Here is a 20723-nt window from a genome sequence, read left to right as displayed (position 1 = left end):
CACCTTGTTCGGCTTCGAACCATAGGGGTTCCTGAGGAGAGCGTGACGTCGGTGATGAGACTTGGTCCATTGCATTTTCACTTGCCGGTATATTGCGGCTCCGCTGCGGTGCCGCCGCCCTCGTCCTTCGAGGCTGCGCCTTCGGCTTCGCACCTCAGGATGAGGGCTCTACAGACGGCTGCGATTGGCAGTCATCACGGCCGACCACTCCGAGCACGCTCCCTCCACCCTCATCCTGAGGTGTGACCGCAGGGAGCCTCGAAGGACGAGGGTGGCCACCACCCCGCCACTTCCCATCCGGACAATTTGCGCTAAAAACGATCACAGATTCTCCGGAGTGATCATGCATGTCGAGCGAAGTTGAAACCCTGACGATCGAAGAGGCCGCAGCCGAGCTGGAGCGTCTGGCGAAAGAGATCGCCCATCACGACGCGCTCTACCACGGCAAGGACCAGCCGGAAATTTCGGACGGCGACTACGACGCGCTGAAGCGCCGGAACGATGCGATCGAGGCGCGGTTTCCCGAGCTCGTTCGCGAAGACAGCCCATCGCGGCGGGTGGGTGCGGAGCCGTCCGTCACCTTTGCGCAGGTCACTCATGCAAGGCCGATGCTGTCGCTTGACAACACCTTCTCGCAGGACGACGTGCAGGATTTCGTCGGCAGCGTCTACCGCTTCCTGGGGCGCCTGCCGGATCAGTCGATCGCGTTTACCGCCGAGCCGAAGATCGACGGCCTGTCGATGTCGATCCGCTACCAGAACGGCAAGCTCGTCAGCGCCGCAACGCGCGGCGACGGCACGACCGGCGAGAATGTTACGGCCAATATCCGCACCATCAAGGAAATCCCGCAGACCCTGCCGAAGGGCGTTCCAGATGTCGTCGAGGTGCGCGGCGAGGTCTATATGGCCAAGAGCGACTTCCTGGCGCTGAACAAGCAGATGGAGGCCGAGGGCAAGCAGAGCTACGTCAACCCGCGCAACACGGCGGCGGGATCGCTGCGCCAGCTCGATGCCAAGGTGACGGAGAGCCGCAAGCTGAAATTCTTCGCCTACGCCTGGGGCGAGATCTCCGAGCCCAACGATCTGCCGAAGACGCAGTTCGACATGGTGCAGACCTTCAAGACCTGGGGCTTCCCGGTCAATCCGCTGATGAAGAGGCTGAACTCGGTGGCCGATATCTTGGCGCATTACGACGATATCGGCCTGAAGCGCCCTGATCTCGACTACGACATCGACGGTGTCGTCTACAAGGTCGATAGCCTCGAACTGCAGCAGCGCCTCGGCTTCCGCTCGCGCAGCCCGCGCTGGGCGACGGCGCACAAGTTCCCGGCCGAGCAGGCGTTTACCGTCGTCGAGAATATCGACATCCAGGTCGGCCGCACCGGCGCGCTGACGCCGGTGGCGCGTCTGACCCCCGTCACCGTCGGCGGCGTCGTCGTCACCAATGCGACGCTGCATAACGAGGACTATATCAAGGGCATCGGCAATTCCGGCGAGCGCATCCGCGAGGAAGAACACGATATTCGCATCGGCGACACCGTGATCGTCCAGCGGGCAGGCGACGTCATCCCACAGGTGCTTGATGTGGTGATGGAGAAGCGGCCGGAGGGGACTGCGACCTATACATTCCCGAAGACATGTCCGGTTTGCGGTTCGCATGCCGTTCGCGAAGTCAACGAGAAGACCGGCAAGGTCGATGCCGTGACGCGCTGCACCGGCGGCTTCATCTGCCGCGCGCAGGCGACCGAGCATCTGAAGCATTTCGTCTCGCGCAATGCCTTCGATATCGAAGGCTTCGGGACCAAGCAGGTGGATTTCTTCTTTGAGAGCGACGACGCCTCGCTGCAGATCCGGACGGCGCCCGACATCTTCACGCTGGAGAAGCGCCAGCAGGCCTCGACGCTGACGAAGCTCGAGAATATCGACGGCTTCGGCAAGGTCAGCGTCGGCAAGCTCTACGCTGCGATCAATGAACGCCGCAGCATCGCACTGCACCGCTTCATCTATGCGCTCGGCATCCGTCATGTCGGTGAGACCACCGCGAAGCTGCTTGCCCGCTCCTACGGCACCTATGAGGCCTTCGGGGTCGCCATGCAGGATGCGGCGCCCTTGTCCGGTGATGGCTGGAACGAGTTGAACGCCATCGACGGCATCGGCGAGATCGTCGCCCGCGCCATCGTCGAGTTCTACAAGGAGCCGCGCAATGTCGAGGTCATCAGCCGTCTGCTGGAAGAGGTTGTGCCTGAGAAGGCCGAGCAGCCGGTAACATCGGGAAGCCCGGTCGCCGGGAAGACCGTGGTCTTCACCGGCTCGCTGGAAAAATTCACCCGCGACGAAGCCAAGGCCCGCGCCGAAAGCCTCGGCGCCAAGGTTGCCGGATCGGTCTCCAAAAAGACCGACATCCTCGTCGCCGGCCCGGGCGCCGGCTCCAAGCTTGACAAGGCCAAAGAACTCGGCGTCCAGACGATGGATGAAGACGAGTGGCTGGCGTTGATCGGTGGGTGATCTTGCGTTGTTCCCGTATTGGGAATATAATTGATCAATGCAGGTGATCGCCAGATCGACGTTGCGCGCGTTTTGGGAGTTGCATCCGCAGGCGAGGGTGCCGCTGAACGTCTGGTATGCCGCTGTCAGCAAAGCTGATTGGGCGGGTCCTTCGGACGTTAAACGCATGTTCGGTGCGAATGTCGATTTTGTCGGAGACAACCGTATTATTTTCGACATCGGCGGTAACAAGTATCGGCTGATCGTCCATGTTGCCTATGCATATCGCCGCGTGCTGATCAAATTCGTCGGCACGCATTCGGATTATGACCGGATCGACCCGGAGACCGTGTGATGGATATCAAACCGATCAGGAACGACAGCGATCTCGCCTGGGCGATTGGTGAAGTGGCCCCGTATTTCGAAAGCCCGCCAGAAAAGGGCACGGCCGAAGCCGATCGCTTCGATGTCCTTTCAGACCTTATTGAGGCGTATGAAGCCAGACACTTTCCGGCTGGTGAACTCGATCCCGTCGAGTTTCTCCAGGCTTTCATGGATATGACGGGCCGCACCCAGACGGATCTCGGCGATCTCCTGTCATCGCGGTCGCGTGCCTCTGAAATTCTCCACCGCAAGCGCGGGCTTACGGTGGATATGATCTTCAAGCTTGGCGAGGTCTGGGGCCTGCCTGCGGAATGTCTTATCAAGCCGTATAAGCTCGAGGTCGCCTAAACCCTGACCCGCGCCATCGTATAGGCATCGACATAGTCGCCGGCGCGATAGGCGAAGGCTTTCAGCAGGCCTTCCTGTTCGAAGCCGAATTTCCGGTAGAGGGCGAGGGCTGCCGGGTTGTCGGTATAGACGGTTAATTCCAGCCGCTTGATATCGAGCCAGTTGTCGGCGGTATCGACAAGGGCCGCCATCAGCGCGCTGCCGATGCCTCTGCCGGCATAGTCGTCGTGAACACCCATGCCGATGCTGGCGGCGTGGGCGCGGCGGCCCTGATTGCGCATCAGGTGGGCGTCGCCGACCAGCGTGCCGTCGAGTTCGGCGACGATGCTGATATTGCCCTGCGGCATGGTCTCGATGCGTTTTCGCGTTTCCTCCAGCGTCTGGAAGGGAATGCGAAGCGTGCCGTAGAGAAAGGCGGGGAGATTGACGAGGGTAGTGACGGCCTCGGCATCGCTGACGCGCATGGCGCGGATGGTGAGACCTGCGGCGGCCGGTCGCTTGGGTGGATTGTCTTCCGGGATTTTCAAAATGCTCTCCTTTGAAATGACGGAGGAGAGCCGGCTTCGAAAACCCTGCTCACCTCGGCAGGGTCTTCGGGACAGATCGCACGCTTAGCGCGCCAATGTCTCCCCGAGCCCTGCAGGGGCCGTGGTGAGATGCATGGTGGCAAGATGCGCGTTCGATACGATCATGACGGGAAAAGTCGTTGATCACAGGTGCGAAGTCAACTGCCGCGTTTGCCTGAGCCTGCGCGCGCCGCTAAGCCTGAGTCATCATCAGCGAATCACGGACCGACCTTGAAGACCATTGCCATCGATTTCGAAACGGCCAACGAACAGCGCGGCAGCGCCTGCTCGGTCGGGCTTGCCTGGATCGAGGACGGCAGGGTGACGCGCGTCGAGGAGCGGTTGATCCGTCCGAAGGATATGCGCTTTTCGGGCATGAACATCGCGATCCACGGTATTCGCCCTGAGCATGTCGAGGATGCGCCGGAGTTTCCTGAGGTCATGGACGAGTTTCATGATGACTTCAGGGGCGCGACGATGATCGCTCATAATGCGGCTTTCGATTTCAGCGTCTGGCGGGCCTCGCTCGATCTCTACCGGCAGGCCTATCCGGAACTCACCTATCTCTGCAGCCTGAAGATGGCGCAGCGCATCTGGCCGCAGTTCCTGTCGCACCGGCTGAACATCATCGCCGAGCATCTCGGCCTGCGGTTCGTGCATCACAATGCGGCCGAGGATGCGGTGGTCTGCGCCCAGGCGGCGATCGAGATGGCCAAGGCGGTGAAGGCGGCGGCGGTGCATGCGATCCCGGCTGCGATCGGCATGAAGCCCGGGCGGCTGCTCGCCACCGGCTACGAACCCTGCACCTGCAAGCGCGCCTGATTTATCAGCGGTTTCTTGCATTGTCCCTCGTGCTGCTTATCTACAAAGCGGGTCAACCAGGGAGCTTCCATCCATGTTTCGTAAGATCGTTCTTGCCGCTGCCTCAGCTGCCACGCTTTGTGCGGGTGCGGCTTCTGCCGAAGTGGTCGGCAAGGTCGGGGTCGACTGGATCGGCAACGATATCATCGTCGATGCCATTCCCGATCCCGAGGTGAAGGGCGTCACCTGCCATGTCACCTATTTCGACCGCAGCCTGATCGACCGGGTGAAGAACGGCAACTGGTTCGAGGATCCGTCCAACAACTCGATTTCCTGCCGCCAGACGGGGCCGATCGAGATCGGCGACATCAACCTGTCGAAGGATGGCGACGAGGTGTTCAAGGCGGGCATGTCGCTGATCTGGAAGAAGCTGGTCGTCAACCGGATCTACGACAAGACCAACGACACGCTGATCTATCTCGCTCATTCGCGCGAGCTGACGGATGGCTCGGCGAAGATGTCGATCTCGACCGTGCCGCTCTATGGGCAGAACCCGGTCTGGAAGAACGGCAAGCCGCAATAAGCAGAAAGGCCCGGCGATGACCGGGCCTTTCTGTATCTGCGATACGTTGCCGATCAGGCTGCTTCGCGCGCCAGTTCGTCGGCGATGACGGTGTCGAGGTTGAGGAAGCAGACCATGGTCTTTTCCAGCGCGACGATGCCGCGGCAGAAGGCGCGCTGCTGTTCCGGGATGATCTCCGGCGCCGGCTGCAGGTCTTCGCTCTTGATGGTCATCATGTCGGAAACCTGCTCGACCAGAAGGCCGACCAGCTTGCCGGCGATGTCGGTGACGATGATGGCGGAGCGCTCGGACGGCTCGGTCATCTTCATGCCGAGGCGGCAGGCCATGTCGATGACCGGGATCACCGCACCGCGAAGGTTGATGAGGCCGAGAACGTAGGGCGGGGTATGCGGCATCGGGGTTACTGGCGCCCAGCCGCGGATTTCGCGAATCGCCATGATGTCGATGCAGAATTCCTGCTCACCGAGATGGAACGAGACGATTTCCAGGTGGGAACCGGCCTGTGTGATAATGGCGTTGGTCATCAAAATTCTTCCCAATTGTCTCCGGCCGGAGCGGCCATGGCTCTGGCGGCGGCGCCGCCACTGAATGCGCCCGCGACCTTGCCGATCAAGCTCCGTGCGGGTGAAGGTTTAGGATGCGAGGCGGCGGATGCTTCTCGCGGCGTGGAACGGGCATTCATGCCTTCGCCGATCTGGAACTGTCCAACCAGCCTGATCAGATTGTCGGCGTCCGAGGCGAGCGTGTGGCTCGCAGCGTTCGTTTCCTCGACCATTGCCGCATTCTTCTGCGTCATCTGGTCCATCTGGCTGATGGCTGTATTGATCTCGTGCAGTCCGGTGGATTGTTCGCGTGCAGAGGTTACGATTGATTTAACATGTTCATCGATCCGCAAAACATCTTCGCCGATCTGCCGCAAAGCCTCGCCTGCGGCCGTCACCAGCTCGCCGCCGGTCTTCACTTCGGCGCCTGACTTGGTGATCAGCGCCTTGATGTCCTTGGCGGCACCTGCCGCGCGTCCGGCGAGTTCGCGGACTTCCTGGGCTACGACCGCAAAGCCCTTGCCGGCTTCACCGGCACGAGCCGCTTCGACACCGGCATTCAGCGCCAGAAGGTTGGTCTGGAAGGCGATCTCGTCGATGACGTTGATGATCTGGCCGATTTCGCGCGAGGCGCCTTCGATGCGTTCCATGGCGGCCATGGCCTGGGTGACGACCAGATCCGACTTTTCGGTGTTCTGGCGCGTATGCGCGACCATGTGGCCGACCTCTTCGGCGCGGCTGGTGGCGCTGCGCACGGTTGCCGTGATTTCGTCGAGTGCGGCGGATGTCTGCTCCAGCGAGGCTGCCTGCTGCTCGGTGCGCTTTGCAAGGTCGTCGGCGGCAGAGCTCATCTGGCGGCTGTTTGCCTGGATGGAGCTGCTGTTGGAGGTGATGTCTGACATCGCCCGGCGCAGGTTGATGGTCGTCTGGTTGAAGTCGCTGCGCAGGCGTTCGAGCTCGGCCTTGAACGGCTGATCGATCGTCGTCGTGACGTCGCCGCCGGCAAGGCGGTTCAGGCCCTGGCCGAGAGCGTTGACCGCGCTGTTCAGCGCCTCGGTGTCGGCAAGCTTCAGGGCTTCGCGTTCGCGGCGTTCCGTATCGCTCTTGCGGCGCTCGGTCTCCGTCTGGCTTTCGAGATTGCGCTTGTCGATCGCCGACTGACGGAAGCTCTCGGCCGCACGGGCCATTTCGCCGATCTCGTCGCCGCGCTCCGTCGCCGGAACTTCGCTGGAGAGATCGCCCTGCATGATGCGCGCCATGCTTGAGCGAACGGCTTCGATGCCGTTGCGGATGGAACCGCCGTGAACGTATTGGAGAAGGGACATGGACAGAATGGCGAAGGCGCCGAGGCCGATCTGGATCCAGAGCGCGCCGGCCGATATCTCGTTGGCCTGGTCGATCCGCTGCTGTGCGACGGCGCTGCCATCCTGCGCAAGCTTGTCGAGCGTCGCCGTCAGCTTCTCGCCGCCGCCATCAATCGCATCGTCCAGCTTGTCGAAGGCATCGTCTGCTGCACCCGCTTCAACGGCGGCCTTCAGATCGACGAGGATCGCCTTCTGCAGTGCTGCGACGTCAGCGTCATAGCTGGCGACCAGGCTGCCGGCTTTGAGCTCGTCGGCGAGGAGCGCCATTTCCTTCGATCCGTTCTTCAGCTGTTCGATCGATTTCGACATTGAAGTGAGGCGGGCCGGATCGACCTTCTTGTCGCCGCGATCAACAATCGTGTCCATGGCGGCAAGGACCAATGTCAGGTTGGCCATGCGCATCTCGTTGATGCGATCGACGCTCAGCTGAATGTCGTTCGCACGATTGAGGGCGCGGTCGATCCGGATATTTTCATACCAGCCAACGGCGACCATCGATCCGAAGCCGATGAGTGCCGCGCCGGCAAGTGTCCACAGCCTTTGGCTGACGGAAAAAGTCTTACGTATGGTATTGCTGCTCATGAAATGATGTCCCCCGCCTGAAAACGCCGGATAAAATACGGTTTTCACTATGCGATCGCTGGAGCTTTCCGCCCGCGCAGACATCATGTCAGTACGGCACCAATAGCGCCGGACGCAGTGCCAAATATAGCTTCCAGAAATTAAGCGTTCGATAACGATGTATTTCTTGGAAGTGATACAGAAATACCATCTAAATGCTTGCGGGATATGCAATTTCGGAAACTTGCCTTGCCGGTTTTCAACATTTCGGATCTTGCAAGGTGAGGCAATTAATCACGGGTAAGAAAACGGGTTGTTGAATTGCGTGGACGGGCGGGAGGTTATATCCCGCTGTCGATGGGCGCTTTGGCGCCGCTAGGGGTTGGATGATGAAGAATTTTCGTATTGCCGTCTGGATTGCCGTGCTGCTCGTTGCCGGTGTGCTGGGCTGGTTGACGCTCAATATTACCAAGACCAAGGACCTGCCGCTGGCGGCCGAGGGTCCCTACGGCGTTCCGTTCACGCTTGTCGCCCAGGACGGCAAGCCAATCACCGAGCAGGCGCTGCGCGGCAGGCCGAGCGCATTGTTCTTCGGCTTTACCCATTGCCCGGAGGTCTGCCCGACGACGCTGTTCGAGCTCAATGGCTGGATGGAGAAGGTTGATCCGGCGGGCAACAAGCTGAACGCCTATTTCGTCACCGTCGATCCGGAGCGTGATACGCCGGAGATCATGAACCAGTATGTCTCGAACGTCTCGAAGCGCATCACCGGCATCTCCGGCCCGCCGGACAAGATCGCCGACGTCGTCAAGGGTTTTCGCGTTTACGCCAAGAAGGTCCCAGTCGATGAGAACAATCCGAATGGTGACTACACGATGGACCATACCGCGTCAGTCTTCCTGCTCGACGGGCAGGGCCGCTTTGCCGGAACCATCGCCTATGGCGAAAATCCCGATACGGCTGTAAAGAAGCTGGAGAACCTGGTTACCAAGGGGTGACACATGCCGGGGGGACACCGTGACATTCTGATTGCCGGGGCCGGCGCCACCGGGCTCACGGCAGCATTGGAACTTGTGCGGCGGGGTCACCGGCCGCGCATCATCGACAGCGATGAGGGGCCGGTGCCGATGGTGGAAAGCCGGGCGCTCGGTATCAATGCCCGGACGCTGACGCTGCTTTCGCCCTCCCGGGTGAGCGATGTCGTACTGCAGGATGCGTACCGCATCGACCGGTTTCGGGCCCGCTCCGGCGGAAAGCTGCTTTTCGAACTCGATCCCGGCCGGGTCACCGGACGATTCCCTGCCATCCAAATGCTGGCGCAGGGGCAGACCGAGCGGCTGCTGCTCAGCAAGCTCTCCGACTATGAAGTGGTGCCGGAATGGCAGACGGTGCTGGAGCGCGTTGAAAATACGGGCGGCAAGCCGCATGTCGTGCTTCGGCGTCCTGATGGTTCGTCGGAAGAGCTGGCGCCCGATATATTGATCGGTGCAGACGGAGCGCATTCGGCTGTGCGCAAGGGCGCTGGGCTCGGCTTTCCCGGGCAGGCGCTGGAAGAGAGCTTCTACATTGCCGACTTCCGCTATCCGGAGCCGATCGACCCGCATTATGTCGAGATCGATCTGTTCAATCCGGGCATGATCGGCCGTTTGCCGGTGTCTTCGGATACAGTGCGCTATCTCTCGACGCTTTCGGATTTCGAAAAACGGATCCGGCATCCCGTTGCGGGAGGCCAGGCCGTCTGGGTTTCGAATTTCCGCATCCATTTCCGCCATGTCGAGCGCATGTCATCGGGCAACATCTTTCTCGCGGGTGATGCGGCGCATATTCATTCGCCGGCCGGTGCGCGCGGCATGAATCTCGGCATCGAGGATGCCTGCTGGCTTGCCTATCTGATCTCCGAAGGGCGCGAACAGGAGTATTCCGGGCTGCGTCTTCCCGCGGTGAAAACGGTGCTGAAGCAAACCTATGGTTTGACGTCGCTGGTGACGATGCGTAATCCGGTGGTGACAGGACTGCGAAACGCGCTGATGCCGATCGCCGTCCGCATCCCATTCGTTGCAGACCGCCTTCTGCGCGGCATTGCAGGTTACGATACGCCGCCTCCGCCCTGGATCGACGGCGCCAAATAAAGAAAGACGAATTCGTGAGTGAAATCCGCCTCTACGTCTCGACCACCGAGAAGCAGGCCGAGCAGGTTCTCGACCTCCTGAGCGAAGTTTTCGGCGAAGAGGATTTCGCCATTGCGACGACCGAGATCGACGAGAAGAGGGACATCTGGGAAGCTTCCGTCTACATGATGCGCGAAGACGAGGACGAGGTGCGCCAGCGCGTCAGCGAGGCGCTGGCGGCCGCCTATCCCGAACTTTCCATCCAGCGCGAAGTGATCCCGGATGTCGATTGGGTGGCGAAGTCGCTGGAAGGTCTGAAGCCTGTCCGGGCAGGGCGTTTCCTGGTACACGGCTCGCATGACCGCGACAAGGTACGCTCCAGCGATATCGGCATCGAGATCGATGCCGGCCAGGCCTTCGGCACCGGCCATCACGGAACGACGGCGGGCTGCCTCGAAGTCATCGACAGCGTGATGCGTTCGCGCACCATCCGAAACGCGCTCGATCTCGGCACCGGCAGCGGCGTGCTGGCGATTGCCGTGCGCAAGCTGAAGAACATTCCGGTTCTTGCGACCGATATCGATCCGATCGCCACGCGCGTTGCCGCGGAGAACGTGCGCACCAACGGCATAGCCAACGGCATCGTCACCAAGACGGCGCCGGGTTTTCATTCGACGGCCTTTTCCGAACACGGGCCTTTCGACCTGATCATCGCCAATATTCTGGCACGGCCGCTGATCCGCATGGCGCCGAAACTGACCGACAATCTGGCGGCCGGTGGTACGGTGATCCTGTCTGGCATTCTGGCATCGCAGCGCTGGAAGGTGCTGTCGGCCTATAACGGCCAGAAGCTTCGCCATGTGCGCACCATCTGGCGCAACGGCTGGGTGACGATCCATCTCGATCGTCCGTAAGGTCAGGGAAGAGCAATACCGGGAAAAAGAAAAGGCGGTGCCAGTGGCACCGCCTTTTGACCGTCAAACGGTCGTGCCCACGAGCTAAAGGAGGAGGAGCGCTCGAGTGGGCTCTACAGTTCTGATTGCCGGTCCGTCGAGGGAGGAGGAGAGACGAAGCGGCAAATAGCTCAGAACGCGTAGCTGGGTGCGCCCTTGTGGCGCGTAGACTTGTGGCTGGTGCCGAGCATCTTGAGGCTATCCTCGTTGAGCGGGCGGCGCGCGCCGATGACGTGACGGACAGTCTGGCGCTCGCCAGCCTGCACCGGGCTGCTGTAAGCGAAGCGCGACAGAGAGGCAGTCATTTCATAATTCCTTTTTCGTTTGAGGTTCATCTCGAACCCGTTTGATGCGCCCTATATAACCATCCGAAAAAACTCTGGCAGAGGGTTTGCGTCATGGGAGCCATGCATGGAATGCATAAAGCGTGCCAGTTTCGTTTTTCGTGTCACATTTCTGCCAAAATAATGGGCGGCTTGCCTTAAGGGGAGGTGATCTTGTTTTTCTCCACTTCCCTAGGAATTCCGGTAACATAGCGCCAACCGCTCTGAGCGGATTCGGCCTTCAGCATTGGGTTTTCAGCATGTTTCAGTCTTTCGAAGTGACCTCCACGCCGCAATTCGGCCGCGATCGCGTCAGCGCCTTGCGTGAAAGTTTCGATGCGCTCGGGATCGATGGCTTCCTCGTGCCACGCGGCGACGAGTTCAACGGCGAATATGTGCCGAAATGCGCCGAGCGGCTGGCATGGCTGACCGGCTTCACCGGTTCGGCCGGTATCGCGCTGATCGCCCGCACTCAGGCCGTGGTCTTTGTCGATGGCCGTTACGTGACGCAGCTTGCCGAGCAGGTGGACGGTTCGGTCTTCACCGGCGGCGATCTGGTCAACGAGCCGCCGCATCTTTGGTTGCCGAGGAAAGGTAAGGAAGGCATGCGCCTCGGCATCGATCCGTGGCTGCATTCCGGTTCGGACGTCCGCAAGCTGCAGCAGGCGCTCGCCGAGATCGGTGGAAGCCTGGTGTTCCTGCCGCACAATCCGCTCGACAAGCTGTGGAGCGACCGCCCCGCCGAACCGCTCGGCGCCGTGGCGATCCAGAACATTGCGCAGGCCGGCGTGTTGGCGCGCGACAAGATCGCCACTGTTGCCGCCGACCTTGCGAAGAAGAAGGTGGCGGCGGTGCTGATCGCCGATCCGTCGTCGATCGCCTGGATCTTCAATATCCGCGGCGCCGACGTGCCGCATACGCCGCATCCGCTGGCGCGCGCCATCATCCATGCCGACGGCAAAGCCGAGCTTTTCCTCGACAAGCGCAAGACCGGTATCGAGCAGGAAGCCTATCTGGCGCAGATTTCCACCCAGCTGCCGCCGTCTTCGCTCGACGAGCGGCTGGCCGCTGTGTCCAGGGACGGCGGACGGGTGATGATCGATCCGGAGATCGCCTCCTATGCGCTGGCCGAAATCATCCGTAAGGCGGGCGGCGAAGTGGTCGAGGGCGCCGATCCGGCAAAGCTGCCGCGCGCCATCAAGAACGATGTCGAGATCAATGGCTCGGCTGCCGCCCATCTGCAGGATGGCGCTGCCATGGTCGAGTTCCTCTACTGGCTTTCGACGCAGAAGCCCGGCGGTATTACCGAGATCCAGGCGGCCGAAAAGCTCGAGGCGGTGCGCGCCAGCGTTGGCCAGAGCATGCAGAACCCTCTGAAGGATGTGTCCTTCGATACGATCTCCGGCGCCGGTGAGCACGCGGCGATCATGCATTACCGCGTTACCGTCGATACCGACCGGCCGATCCAGGCGGGCGAGCTGTTCCTGATCGATTCAGGGGCGCAATATATCAACGGCACGACTGATATCACCCGCACTGTCGGGATCGGTGCCGTCACCGAGGAGCACAAGCGCTTCTTCACGCTGGTGCTGAAGGGGATGATCCAGATCAGCACGGCGCGCTTCCCGAAGGGGACGCGCGGCTGCGACCTCGATCCGCTGGCACGTATCGCGCTCTGGCGGGCAGGGGCCGATTTCGGCCATGGCACCGGCCATGGCGTCGGTTCCTATCTTTCGGTGCATGAGGGGCCGCAGCGCATCTCCAAGCTTTCGACGCAGGAACTGCTGCCCGGCATGATCCTCTCCAACGAACCCGGCTACTACCGGCCGGGAAGCTTCGGCATCCGCATCGAGAACCTGATCTATGTGCGCGAGGCCGAAGAGGTCGAGGGCGGCGATACGCCGATGCGCAGCTTCGAGACGCTGACCTTCTGCCCGATCGACCGCTCGATCGTCATTCCTGAGCTGCTGACCCATGACGAGCTGCACTGGTTCAACGACTATCACGCCCGCACTCGCGAGGCGCTGATGCCGTTGATCCATGACAAGGATATCCAGGCGTGGCTGGAGAATGCGACGCTGCCGCTGGAATATTGAGCGGTTCAACGAGCGGATAAAGGAAAGGGCGGTGTGGCCGCCCTTTTTCATTACATGCCGATCGTGTGGCGCCAGGCCATGACGATGACCCAGGCAACGCCCAGCATCCACATATGCGAATAGCGCAGGCCGATGACCAGCGCTGCGGCGAGCGCCAGCTTCGAATCCCAGCCGCCGTCGAAGAAGGCGGGGGCGACGAGCGTGGTCAGGACCGCTGCCGGGACGGCATTCAGCGCCGCTTCCATGCGCGGCGGGATGCGCTTCATCGTGGTGATGAGCACGTAGCCGCCGATACGTGTCGCATAGGTGGCGATGGCGGCCGCGATGATGACCAGGACCATGTGAAGATCGAATTCCATGATCAGACCTCGTGCGGTTCGTTGGCCGGTTCTGGCTGGTGGACGGCGGGAAGCGGCAGGACGGCGGCGAGCACGATGCCTGCTGCTGCACCGAGGCTGACATGCCAGGGCGAGCCGACGAGATGATAGGCGATAACAGAGGCGACGGCACTGACCGCTGCGACCGGCAGGAAGTTATCGCGGCTGCGGAAGCCGAGAACGATGCCGAGGAAATAGGCGGGCAGCAGGATATCGAGGCCAAGGGTCTTGGGATCGCCGATGAAGCTGCCGAGAACGCCGCCGAGCAGGCTGATCAGCACCCAGGGAACGTAGATGATGATGCCGAAGCCGAAGTACCAGGCGAAGGTGACCTGCCTGCCGGATTCGCTGCGCTTGACCGTTTCGGCAAACTGCGGATCGACCAGCAGGAAGAAGGTGAAGAACTTCTGCAGCGCTGTGAAATGGCGGATGTGCTTGGCGATCGCCGCCGAATAGAGAACGTGGCGGAAGTTGACGGCGAGGATCGAGGCGATGATCACCCAGGCAGGGACGTTGCCGCCGAAAAGCTCTATGCCGACCATCTGACTGGCGCCGGCGTAGACCGTGGCGCTCATGAAGGTGAGCTCGGCCAGCGACATGCCGTGATCGGCGGCAAGCGCCCCGAACAGTGCGCCGAAGGGGGCGGAGGCGAGGGCCACGGCAGAGCCGCCCCGCAAGCCATCAACGAATTCCGATCGACTCATCGGCATGCATGCTTCCTTTTTCTCGAATAGGCTTCCTCTAGGAGGCAAAGGCCGCTGCCGCAATCGAATTTCCTTGATTGAACGATCGATTTCGCTGAACGGTGGGCTGCAAACCACGGAGACAGCAGATGGTCGCGATCGAGTTTTCAAAGGATGAGAAGGCGCAGCTGATGGCGAGTATCCAGCATTTCTTCGATGCCGAACTCGATCAATCCATCGGTATCATCAAGGCGGAGCTGGTGATGGATTTCTTCGCCAAGGAGGTCGGGGCAGCCTATTACAAGAAGGGGCTGCAGGACGCGCATGCGGCCTTTGCCAAGCGCGCCGAGGATCTGGCCGACGATATTTACGGGCTGGAGCGGGCGGCGACGGACTGAGGCTCAGCCTTCGAGCACGTCGCGGCTGTCGATGATGGCAATGCCGCGGAATTTCATCTCGGCGATTGCGGTCGCGACGCCCTCGGGCGTGATGCCACGGCTGGCATCCTCGATGAAGCGCACCCGGACGCCGGGGATCATGTCCAGCGCATCGATGGCCGAGAACTTGACGCAGTAGTCGGTCGCCAGGCCGCAGACGTCGAGATCGGTGACGCCCTGGTCCTCAAGGAAATCGGAAAGGCCTGTCGAGGCGTCGTGATCGTTGTCGCGGAAGGCGGAGTAGCTGTCGACGCGCGGATCTTCGCCCTTCTGCTGGATGAGGTCGATCTCTTCGGCCTTCAGTTCCGGATGCAGCTCGGAATCGACGGTGTACTGGACACAGTGATCGGGCCACATCATCTGCGGCTTGCCTGCAAGCTCGCCCATTTCGAAGGGCTGCTTTCCCGGATGCGAGGAGGCGAAGCTGCCGTGACCTGGCGGATGCCAGTCCTGCGAGGCAACGATGAGCTGGTATTTTCCGCTGTCGATCAGGCGGTTCGCGACCGCCACCACCTTGTCGCCTTCGGGAACAGGAAGATTGCCGCCGGGACAAAAGCCATTCTGGATATCGACGAGCAGAAGAGCTCTCATGCAAGGACTCCGTCAAAGCGTGCCGTCCGCAATCGGGATCGTGAGTATATACCGATTAGTGGGGGGCTGGCGCTCAGCATGCAAGCCCTATTTTTCGGGTATTTCGATTGATGGTGCGGTACTTTAAGCAGTTCCGCCAATCTGACGGCGCCGCGAAATGCTGCGGCTTTCTTCAAACAATGGTCTTCCCCGGCAAGGCTCCCCCGGCGGAGCCCGGCACGGGTCAGATAGCCTGGATTTCGCCCTGATGGTCTGCCGCATCAGCGGCGGCCGGCGAAGAACCGTAGGTACTCTGGTAGGCCTGCTGCGACTGGATGTCGGTCAGCATATTGGTCAGGAACTGATCGTCTTCGCCGCCGGAGGCATCGCCTGAAAGGGCCTGCGTATCGCCGGAGAGGATTTCGTCTGTCGTCAGCTTGCCGTCGCCATTGGCGTCGAGCGAGGCGAGAATGCCCTGCGGGCCGCTTGCATCGCTGCCGGTGTCACTGCCGTCATCGCTGGCGCCGCTATCGGACTGCTGCTGCATCTGCAGCATCATGTTGAGGATATCGGCGGTGATGCGCTGCACGACGTCGGTGGTGGAACCGCTGTCGTCGTCACTGCTGGTGGAGGACGCCTTCGCAGTACTGCTGGCGGTCGTCGAAGCACCGGTGGAAATGTTTGCCGCTGCAAGCTCGTCGGCGGAGATAATGCCGTCGCCGTTCTTGTCGAGGCTCGAAATCGGGGACTGATACTGGGTGAGGGCGCTGCCCAAGGATGAAACGCTGGTCACTGGAACCTCCTTTGCGAGTTCTTCGTGAAGCCCGGTCTTCATGGCCGGACAGGAGCCGGGCTAAGCCGATTTGCGGAGGTGGTCAAAGCGACGTTTTGACAGGGGATAACTGCGATTGACGGATGGCGGCGACGCAGTTTAATCTTTCGTTTACCGTATGTATTTCATTGAAATTGTTATTGAATTTTTGTCTGCTGCGGCGGAATCCATGTGCTGTTGGCGTCCGCCGGTTGCGCATGGCCAGCCGTCTCGGCAGCCAGCGGGTGCAATGCGCTGTTTGACGCTGCTTGTGCTGCTGCGGCAAATTGTCGGGCGATTTTGCGCTTCCCGCGCGGAGGAAGAATCAGCGCGCTCGTTTCCGTTCGCCGAAAACAATGAAGGCGCGAACCCCGGCCCGCGCCTCCGCTTCGTTCTCATCGAGGGCTCAAGTTCCGATGATCTTGTTGCAAGCCATGGCGATGCCCGGATTGCCGAGCACGGCGGCCAGGAGCGCGAGGGCGATCATCGGCAGCGAGTAGCGTTTCATCTGCATCCTCCTTTGCCAGCCCGCGGGCAGTATGAGGGAAGAGGTGCCGTGGACGAAGTCACGAATGGGTGACATCGCCGATGCCCGGGCCACCGAAGCTTCGTCGCGCGCGGCACCTGCAGACGGGCTCTTGCCGATCCCGCCCATTTCTGCCTTTCTTTCGATGACCGTCATCGGGAGGGAGAGCGATGGCCGAGCCGGACCCTGAGGAGAAGATCGATTCGACGTTCCGCAACGGTTCGCTGACCGCGGCCGGGATCATCCTCGGCTTCTCACTGAATTTCATCGGCCGCTGGGTCTCGAACCCCAACGACTGGAGCCGCATCGACATCGTGCCAATGGTCTTCCTGACCATCGGCATCGCCATCCAGGTCAAGGTCTTCGCCGACCTTCTCGCCCGCGACTCGCTGATCGCCGCCAAATACGACCGCTCACGCCGGCTGTTTCTGATCGGCCTGGTGATCGTGGCGCTGGGCATGGGGATTGCGCTGCTGAATGATATTCTGGGGCTGGGGTCGATGCAGATGTTGGGGTGAGCGCGCGGAGTTCGATGCACCTTATACGTGGGTGGTGTTGAAAAAATTCGCGCTCGCTTGGATTGCTCTTTTGATGGGCTGAATTAATACTTCTCCGTGCAAAGCCGGAGGGGTCTTTCATGTCGTTTAAAGAGCATGTCGCAGAACTGTCGAAGAGAGCTATTTCCGCCCAAAACATAGCACTGACTGAAGAGGCAACCAAAAATGCCTTGGTTATGCCGTTTCTAAGAACTCTTGGATTCGACGTGTTCGATCCAACACAGATTGTTCCGGAGTTTGTCGCGGATGTTGGATTGAAGAAGGGCGAAAAGGTCGATTACGCAGTCAAGATTAAAGGGAAGATTGAATATATCCTGGAAGCAAAAGCCGTCAGCGCCAACCTCTCAGAGGCTCAATACAGCCAGCTCTATCGGTATTTCTCGACCACCGATTGCTCGATTGCCATCCTAACGAACGGAATTCAGATCTGGTTTTTTACCGATCTCGACGCAGCAAACAAGCTCGACACCAATCCGTTCTTCAAATTCGATCTGTTCGATTACAATGACAATGACCTGAAAGAGCTTGAGAAATTTCACCACGACAGATTCTCGATTGAGGACATCAAGAGTTCCGCCAGCACGTTGAAGCGAATGAAGGCTGCGATCAGCTCAATCGAGGCTCAGTTCAACGAACCGGATGATGAATTCGTTCGAATGATCTCGCGAGGTTTCTATGATGGAAAGCTGACAGCGTCGGTTGTGCTTGAATTCAAGCCTATCATCAAGCGCGCGTTCGAGGACCTTGTCCGGCAGAAAATCCAAAAACGCCTGACCGCCGCCTTTAATGAGAACGTCAACATTCCAACGATCAAGGACATCGATTCCGTCACCCAACTGACTGAGGATGCCGACGGCATCGAAACAACCCAGGAAGAAATTGACGGCTTCAACATCGTGCGTGCTATCGGTGCTGAAGTTGCCGATATCGACAGGATCGTCATGCGTGATCAGAAGTCATATTGCGGCATCAATTTCGACGACAACAATCGGAAGCCGATCGTTCGGCTGCATTTGAATGGCAAGACGAAGTTTCTTACCATCTTCGATGCCGACAAGGCAGGAAGCCGGTTTGACGTCGTGCAAGTCACGGACATCTTCAAAGCGAAGAACCAGATTGTTTCGGTGATCGAGTCTTATCTAAAGAATGGCGCCAGCTAAACCCGCTCCACAAACCCATCCAGCACGCGCTTCTGCCCCGCCCGGTCGAAATCGATCGTCAGCTTGTTGCCCTCGATGCCGGTAATGTTGCCGTTGCCGAACTTGATGTGGAAGACGCGGTCGCCGGTCTGGAATTTCGAGGGCTCGGCGGAGGTCGATTTGGCGACGAGTTCGCCTTCGATGGTGCGGCCCTTGGGGCCGCTTTCGCCGTAGCCGATGCGCTCGACGGCGTGGCCGGAGCGGCTGCCCCAGTTGTCGCGGGTGGCTTCGGTCTTGTTCTGCTGGGCGCGCTTCCAGCCGGGTGTCGAATAAGAATTGGAGAAGGGGTCCGACTTGTCGAAGCGCGACTGGCCATAGCCGCCGCGGCCGTAACCGCCGTAGCTCTGTTCGACTTCGGCGACTTCGACATGGCTTTCCGGCAATTCGTCGAGGAAACGCGACGGGATCGTCGATTGCCAGAGGCCGTGGATGCGGCGGTTGGAGACGAACCAGATGTGGCAACGGCGCTTGGCGCGGGTGATGCCGACATAGGCGAGGCGGCGTTCTTCCTCGAGGCCGGCGCGGCCGCTTTCGTCGAGCGAGCGCTGATGCGGGAAGAGGCCTTCCTCCCAGCCGGGCAGGAAGACGGTCTCGAATTCCAGACCCTTGGCGGAGTGCAGCGTCATGATTGAGACGGCGTCGAGGTTCTCGTTCTGCTCGACATCCATGACCAGCGAGACGTGCTCGAGGAAGCCGCGCATCGATTCGAAACTGTCCATCGAGCGGATCAGTTCCTTCAGGTTGTCGAGGCGTCCGGGCGCTTCGGCGCTCTTGTCGTTCTTCCACATATCCGTGTAGCCCGACTCCTCGAGGATCTGCTCGGCGAGATCGGTATGCGGAGTTCTTTCAAGCATTTCCTGCCATCGGCGGAACGATTGAATCACGTCGAACAGCGCCTTGCGGGCCTTGGGTTTCAGCTCATCGGTCTCGATGATATCGGCGGCTGCCGCCAGCATCGGGATATCGCGGGCGCGGGCATAGTCGTGAAGGGCGCGCACCGTGGTGTCGCCGAGGCCGCGCTTCGGCGTGTTGATGATCCGCTCGAAAGCCAGATCGTCGGAAGGCTGCGCGACGAGGCGGAAATAGGCCATCGCATCGCGGATTTCGAGACGCTCGTAGAAGCGCGGGCCGCCGATGACGCGGTAGTTGAGACCGAGCGTCACGAAGCGATCTTCGAACTCGCGCATCTGGAACGAGGCGCGCACCAGGATCGCCATGTCGTTCAGATTGTGCTTGTCGCGCTGGAGTTGCTCGATCTCCTCGCCAATGGCGCGGGCTTCTTCTTCCGAGTCCCAGGAGGCGTGCACCTGCACCTTGACGTCGTCAGGGTCGGAGCGATCGGTGAACAGCGTCTTGCCGAGGCGGCCCTCGTTATGGGTGATCAGGTGGGCGGCGGCGCCCAGAATATGGGCGGTCGAGCGGTAGTTGCGCTCCAGCTTGATGACCTTGGCGCCCGGGAAATCCTTCTCGAAACGCAGGATATTGTCCACCTCGGCGCCGCGCCAGCCATAGATCGACTGGTCGTCGTCGCCGACGCAGCAGACATTCTGCGGCTCGCCCTTGGGGCGCTGGGCGAGCAGGCGCAGCCACATATATTGGGCGGTGTTGGTGTCCTGATACTCGTCGACGAGGATGTAGCGGAAGCGGCCGTGATATTCCTTAAGCAGATCCGGGTTCTTGCGGAAGATATGGATCGGATGCATCAGCAGGTCGCCGAAATCGCAGGCGTTCAGCGTCGAAAGGCGGTTCTGGTAGGCGAAATAGAGTTCACGGCCACGGCCATTGGCAAAGGCGCGGGCATCACCTTCCGGAATATCGGCGGGGCTGAGGCCCTTGTTCTTCCAGGTGTCGATCATCCCGGCGAACTGCTTGGCCGGCCAGCGCTTGTCGTCCAAGCCTTCGGCCTGGATCAGCTGCTTGATGAGGCGCACGACGTCGTCTGTGTCGAGAATGGTGAAATCGGAGCGCAGGCCGACCAGCTCGGCGTGGCGGCGGAGCAGCTTGACGCCGATCGAGTGGAAGGTGCCGAGCCAGGGCATGCCCTCGACGGCGCCGCCGACCAGATGAGCGATACGCTCCTTCATCTCGCGGGCTGCCTTGTTGGTGAAGGTGACGGCGAGGATCTGCGAGGGGAAGGCGCTGTTGGTGTTCAAGATGTGAGCGATGCGGGTGGTCAGCACCCGCGTTTTGCCGGTGCCGGCGCCAGCGAGCACCAGGACGGGTCCTTGAAGCGTTTCGACGGCTTCTGTCTGTTCCGGGTTGAGGCCCGAGAGATAGTCCGGCTTCTGGTTTGCGCCATTTCGCGCCGCCATGGCGCGAGCCGCGAGGCCGCCGCCTTGCGCGGCGGGGACCGGCTTGCGCGGTGCCTGCGGCTCTTCGTCGAAGAAGGGAATATCGTCGAAACTATTGCTCATGCCGCGTAATGTAGTGATTCGGTATCGAAAGACCAGA

General features: G+C 60.6%; 22 protein-coding genes. 12 read left to right on the top strand and 10 right to left on the bottom strand.

Translation table 11 applies throughout. From position 1 onward, the window contains the following. The first annotated feature begins 347 nt into the window (after positions 1-347). From ligA to AC1DIJ_RS06040, 3 genes are read left to right on the top strand one after another with little or no spacing between them, the layout of a single operon-like run. The gene (gene ligA, locus AC1DIJ_RS06050) at positions 348-2504 is read left to right on the top strand and encodes an NAD-dependent DNA ligase LigA (protein WP_112386998.1); all 2157 of its coding nucleotides are present in this window, start codon (positions 348-350) and stop codon (positions 2502-2504) included. A 37-nt stretch (positions 2505-2541) separates the two neighbouring features. Further along, on the top strand, positions 2542-2838 hold the full coding sequence (locus tag AC1DIJ_RS06045; RefSeq protein ID WP_112386999.1) for a type II toxin-antitoxin system HigB family toxin: 297 nt from the start codon (positions 2542-2544) through the stop codon (positions 2836-2838). After that, complete coding sequence (locus tag AC1DIJ_RS06040; protein ID WP_112387000.1) at positions 2838-3215, top strand: helix-turn-helix domain-containing protein; 378 nt, start codon at positions 2838-2840, stop codon at positions 3213-3215. Before AC1DIJ_RS06045 ends, AC1DIJ_RS06040 begins: the two co-directional genes overlap by 1 nt. On the opposite strand, the gene AC1DIJ_RS06035 is transcribed toward AC1DIJ_RS06040, so the two are convergent. Next, positions 3212-3742, bottom strand: a complete 531-nt coding sequence (locus tag AC1DIJ_RS06035) for a GNAT family N-acetyltransferase (RefSeq protein ID WP_477831350.1) — start codon at positions 3740-3742, stop codon at positions 3212-3214. The genes AC1DIJ_RS06040 and AC1DIJ_RS06035 overlap by 4 nt on opposite strands. Positions 3743-4012: 270 nt before the next feature. Here AC1DIJ_RS06035 and AC1DIJ_RS06030 point away from each other — a divergent pair, with 270 nt between their 5' ends. Continuing rightward, the gene (locus tag AC1DIJ_RS06030) at positions 4013-4603 is read left to right on the top strand and encodes a 3'-5' exonuclease (protein ID WP_112387001.1); all 591 of its coding nucleotides are present in this window, start codon (positions 4013-4015) and stop codon (positions 4601-4603) included. A 73-nt stretch (positions 4604-4676) separates the two neighbouring features. After that, positions 4677-5165, top strand: a complete 489-nt coding sequence (locus AC1DIJ_RS06025) for a CreA family protein (RefSeq protein ID WP_112387002.1) — start codon at positions 4677-4679, stop codon at positions 5163-5165. A 53-nt stretch (positions 5166-5218) separates the two neighbouring features. Here AC1DIJ_RS06025 and AC1DIJ_RS06020 read toward each other — a convergent pair whose 3' ends face one another. Together AC1DIJ_RS06020 and AC1DIJ_RS06015 are read right to left on the bottom strand one after the other, a co-directional pair. After that, complete coding sequence (locus AC1DIJ_RS06020) at positions 5219-5689, bottom strand: chemotaxis protein CheW (protein ID WP_112387003.1); 471 nt, start codon at positions 5687-5689, stop codon at positions 5219-5221. Then, the gene (locus AC1DIJ_RS06015) at positions 5689-7653 is read right to left on the bottom strand and encodes a methyl-accepting chemotaxis protein (protein ID WP_112387004.1); all 1965 of its coding nucleotides are present in this window, start codon (positions 7651-7653) and stop codon (positions 5689-5691) included. The genes AC1DIJ_RS06020 and AC1DIJ_RS06015 overlap by 1 nt, the downstream gene beginning before the upstream one ends. Positions 7654-8021: 368 nt before the next feature. Here AC1DIJ_RS06015 and AC1DIJ_RS06010 point away from each other — a divergent pair, with 368 nt between their 5' ends. From AC1DIJ_RS06010 to AC1DIJ_RS06000, 3 genes are read left to right on the top strand one after another with little or no spacing between them, the layout of a single operon-like run. Next, positions 8022-8630: an SCO family protein gene (locus tag AC1DIJ_RS06010; protein WP_112387450.1), complete on the top strand. Its 609-nt coding sequence runs from the start codon at positions 8022-8024 to the stop codon at positions 8628-8630. Positions 8631-8633: 3 nt separating this feature from the next. Then, entirely contained in the window at positions 8634-9761 is a 1128-nt protein-coding gene (locus AC1DIJ_RS06005) for an FAD-dependent oxidoreductase (protein ID WP_112387005.1), read from the top strand. Positions 9762-9775: 14 nt separating this feature from the next. Next, positions 9776-10654 (top strand): 50S ribosomal protein L11 methyltransferase, encoded by an 879-nt coding sequence (locus AC1DIJ_RS06000; RefSeq protein ID WP_112387006.1) that lies wholly within the window; start codon positions 9776-9778, stop codon positions 10652-10654. A gap of 170 nt (positions 10655-10824) precedes the next feature. Here AC1DIJ_RS06000 and AC1DIJ_RS05995 read toward each other — a convergent pair whose 3' ends face one another. After that, complete coding sequence (locus AC1DIJ_RS05995) at positions 10825-10998, bottom strand: hypothetical protein (RefSeq protein WP_310294647.1); 174 nt, start codon at positions 10996-10998, stop codon at positions 10825-10827. 278 nt (positions 10999-11276) lie between these two features. Here AC1DIJ_RS05995 and AC1DIJ_RS05990 point away from each other — a divergent pair, with 278 nt between their 5' ends. After that, the gene (locus tag AC1DIJ_RS05990; RefSeq protein ID WP_112387007.1) at positions 11277-13112 is read left to right on the top strand and encodes an aminopeptidase P family protein; all 1836 of its coding nucleotides are present in this window, start codon (positions 11277-11279) and stop codon (positions 13110-13112) included. Positions 13113-13162: 50 nt separating this feature from the next. Here AC1DIJ_RS05990 and AC1DIJ_RS05985 read toward each other — a convergent pair whose 3' ends face one another. Continuing rightward, on the bottom strand, positions 13163-13471 hold the full coding sequence (locus AC1DIJ_RS05985) for an AzlD family protein (RefSeq protein ID WP_112387008.1): 309 nt from the start codon (positions 13469-13471) through the stop codon (positions 13163-13165). Positions 13472-13473: 2 nt separating this feature from the next. Continuing rightward, on the bottom strand, positions 13474-14193 hold the full coding sequence (locus AC1DIJ_RS05980; protein ID WP_112387451.1) for an AzlC family ABC transporter permease: 720 nt from the start codon (positions 14191-14193) through the stop codon (positions 13474-13476). Positions 14194-14321: 128 nt separating this feature from the next. Here AC1DIJ_RS05980 and AC1DIJ_RS05975 point away from each other — a divergent pair, with 128 nt between their 5' ends. Further along, a complete protein-coding gene (locus AC1DIJ_RS05975; RefSeq protein WP_112387009.1) occupies positions 14322-14570 on the top strand; it encodes a DUF2164 domain-containing protein in 249 nt (82 codons plus the stop codon). A 3-nt stretch (positions 14571-14573) separates the two neighbouring features. Here the strand turns inward: AC1DIJ_RS05975 and pncA are convergent, their stop codons facing one another. The 3 genes from pncA to AC1DIJ_RS05960 form a co-directional block, all read right to left on the bottom strand. Further along, a complete protein-coding gene (gene pncA, locus AC1DIJ_RS05970) occupies positions 14574-15200 on the bottom strand; it encodes a bifunctional nicotinamidase/pyrazinamidase (protein WP_112387010.1) in 627 nt (208 codons plus the stop codon). A gap of 223 nt (positions 15201-15423) precedes the next feature. Further along, on the bottom strand, positions 15424-15972 hold the full coding sequence (locus tag AC1DIJ_RS05965; RefSeq protein ID WP_112387452.1) for a hypothetical protein: 549 nt from the start codon (positions 15970-15972) through the stop codon (positions 15424-15426). Positions 15973-16396: 424 nt separating this feature from the next. Beyond that, entirely contained in the window at positions 16397-16672 is a 276-nt protein-coding gene (locus AC1DIJ_RS05960; RefSeq protein ID WP_148194311.1) for a hypothetical protein, read from the bottom strand. A gap of 14 nt (positions 16673-16686) precedes the next feature. Here AC1DIJ_RS05960 and AC1DIJ_RS05955 point away from each other — a divergent pair, with 14 nt between their 5' ends. After that, positions 16687-17034, top strand: coding sequence for a hypothetical protein (locus tag AC1DIJ_RS05955; RefSeq protein WP_112387011.1), 348 nt, complete (start codon positions 16687-16689; stop codon positions 17032-17034). Positions 17035-17153: 119 nt separating this feature from the next. Next, positions 17154-18233 (top strand): type I restriction endonuclease, encoded by a 1080-nt coding sequence (locus tag AC1DIJ_RS05950; protein ID WP_112387012.1) that lies wholly within the window; start codon positions 17154-17156, stop codon positions 18231-18233. Here the strand turns inward: AC1DIJ_RS05950 and AC1DIJ_RS05945 are convergent. Further along, on the bottom strand, positions 18230-20686 hold the full coding sequence (locus AC1DIJ_RS05945; protein WP_112387013.1) for a UvrD-helicase domain-containing protein: 2457 nt from the start codon (positions 20684-20686) through the stop codon (positions 18230-18232). The genes AC1DIJ_RS05950 and AC1DIJ_RS05945 overlap by 4 nt on opposite strands. Positions 20687-20723 lie beyond the last annotated feature (37 nt).

It is taken from the genome of Rhizobium sp. 10N427 (genome assembly GCF_056394605.1).
The sequence above is the reverse complement of the archived record's forward strand: the minus strand, read 5'-3'. Positions and strand labels throughout refer to the sequence as shown.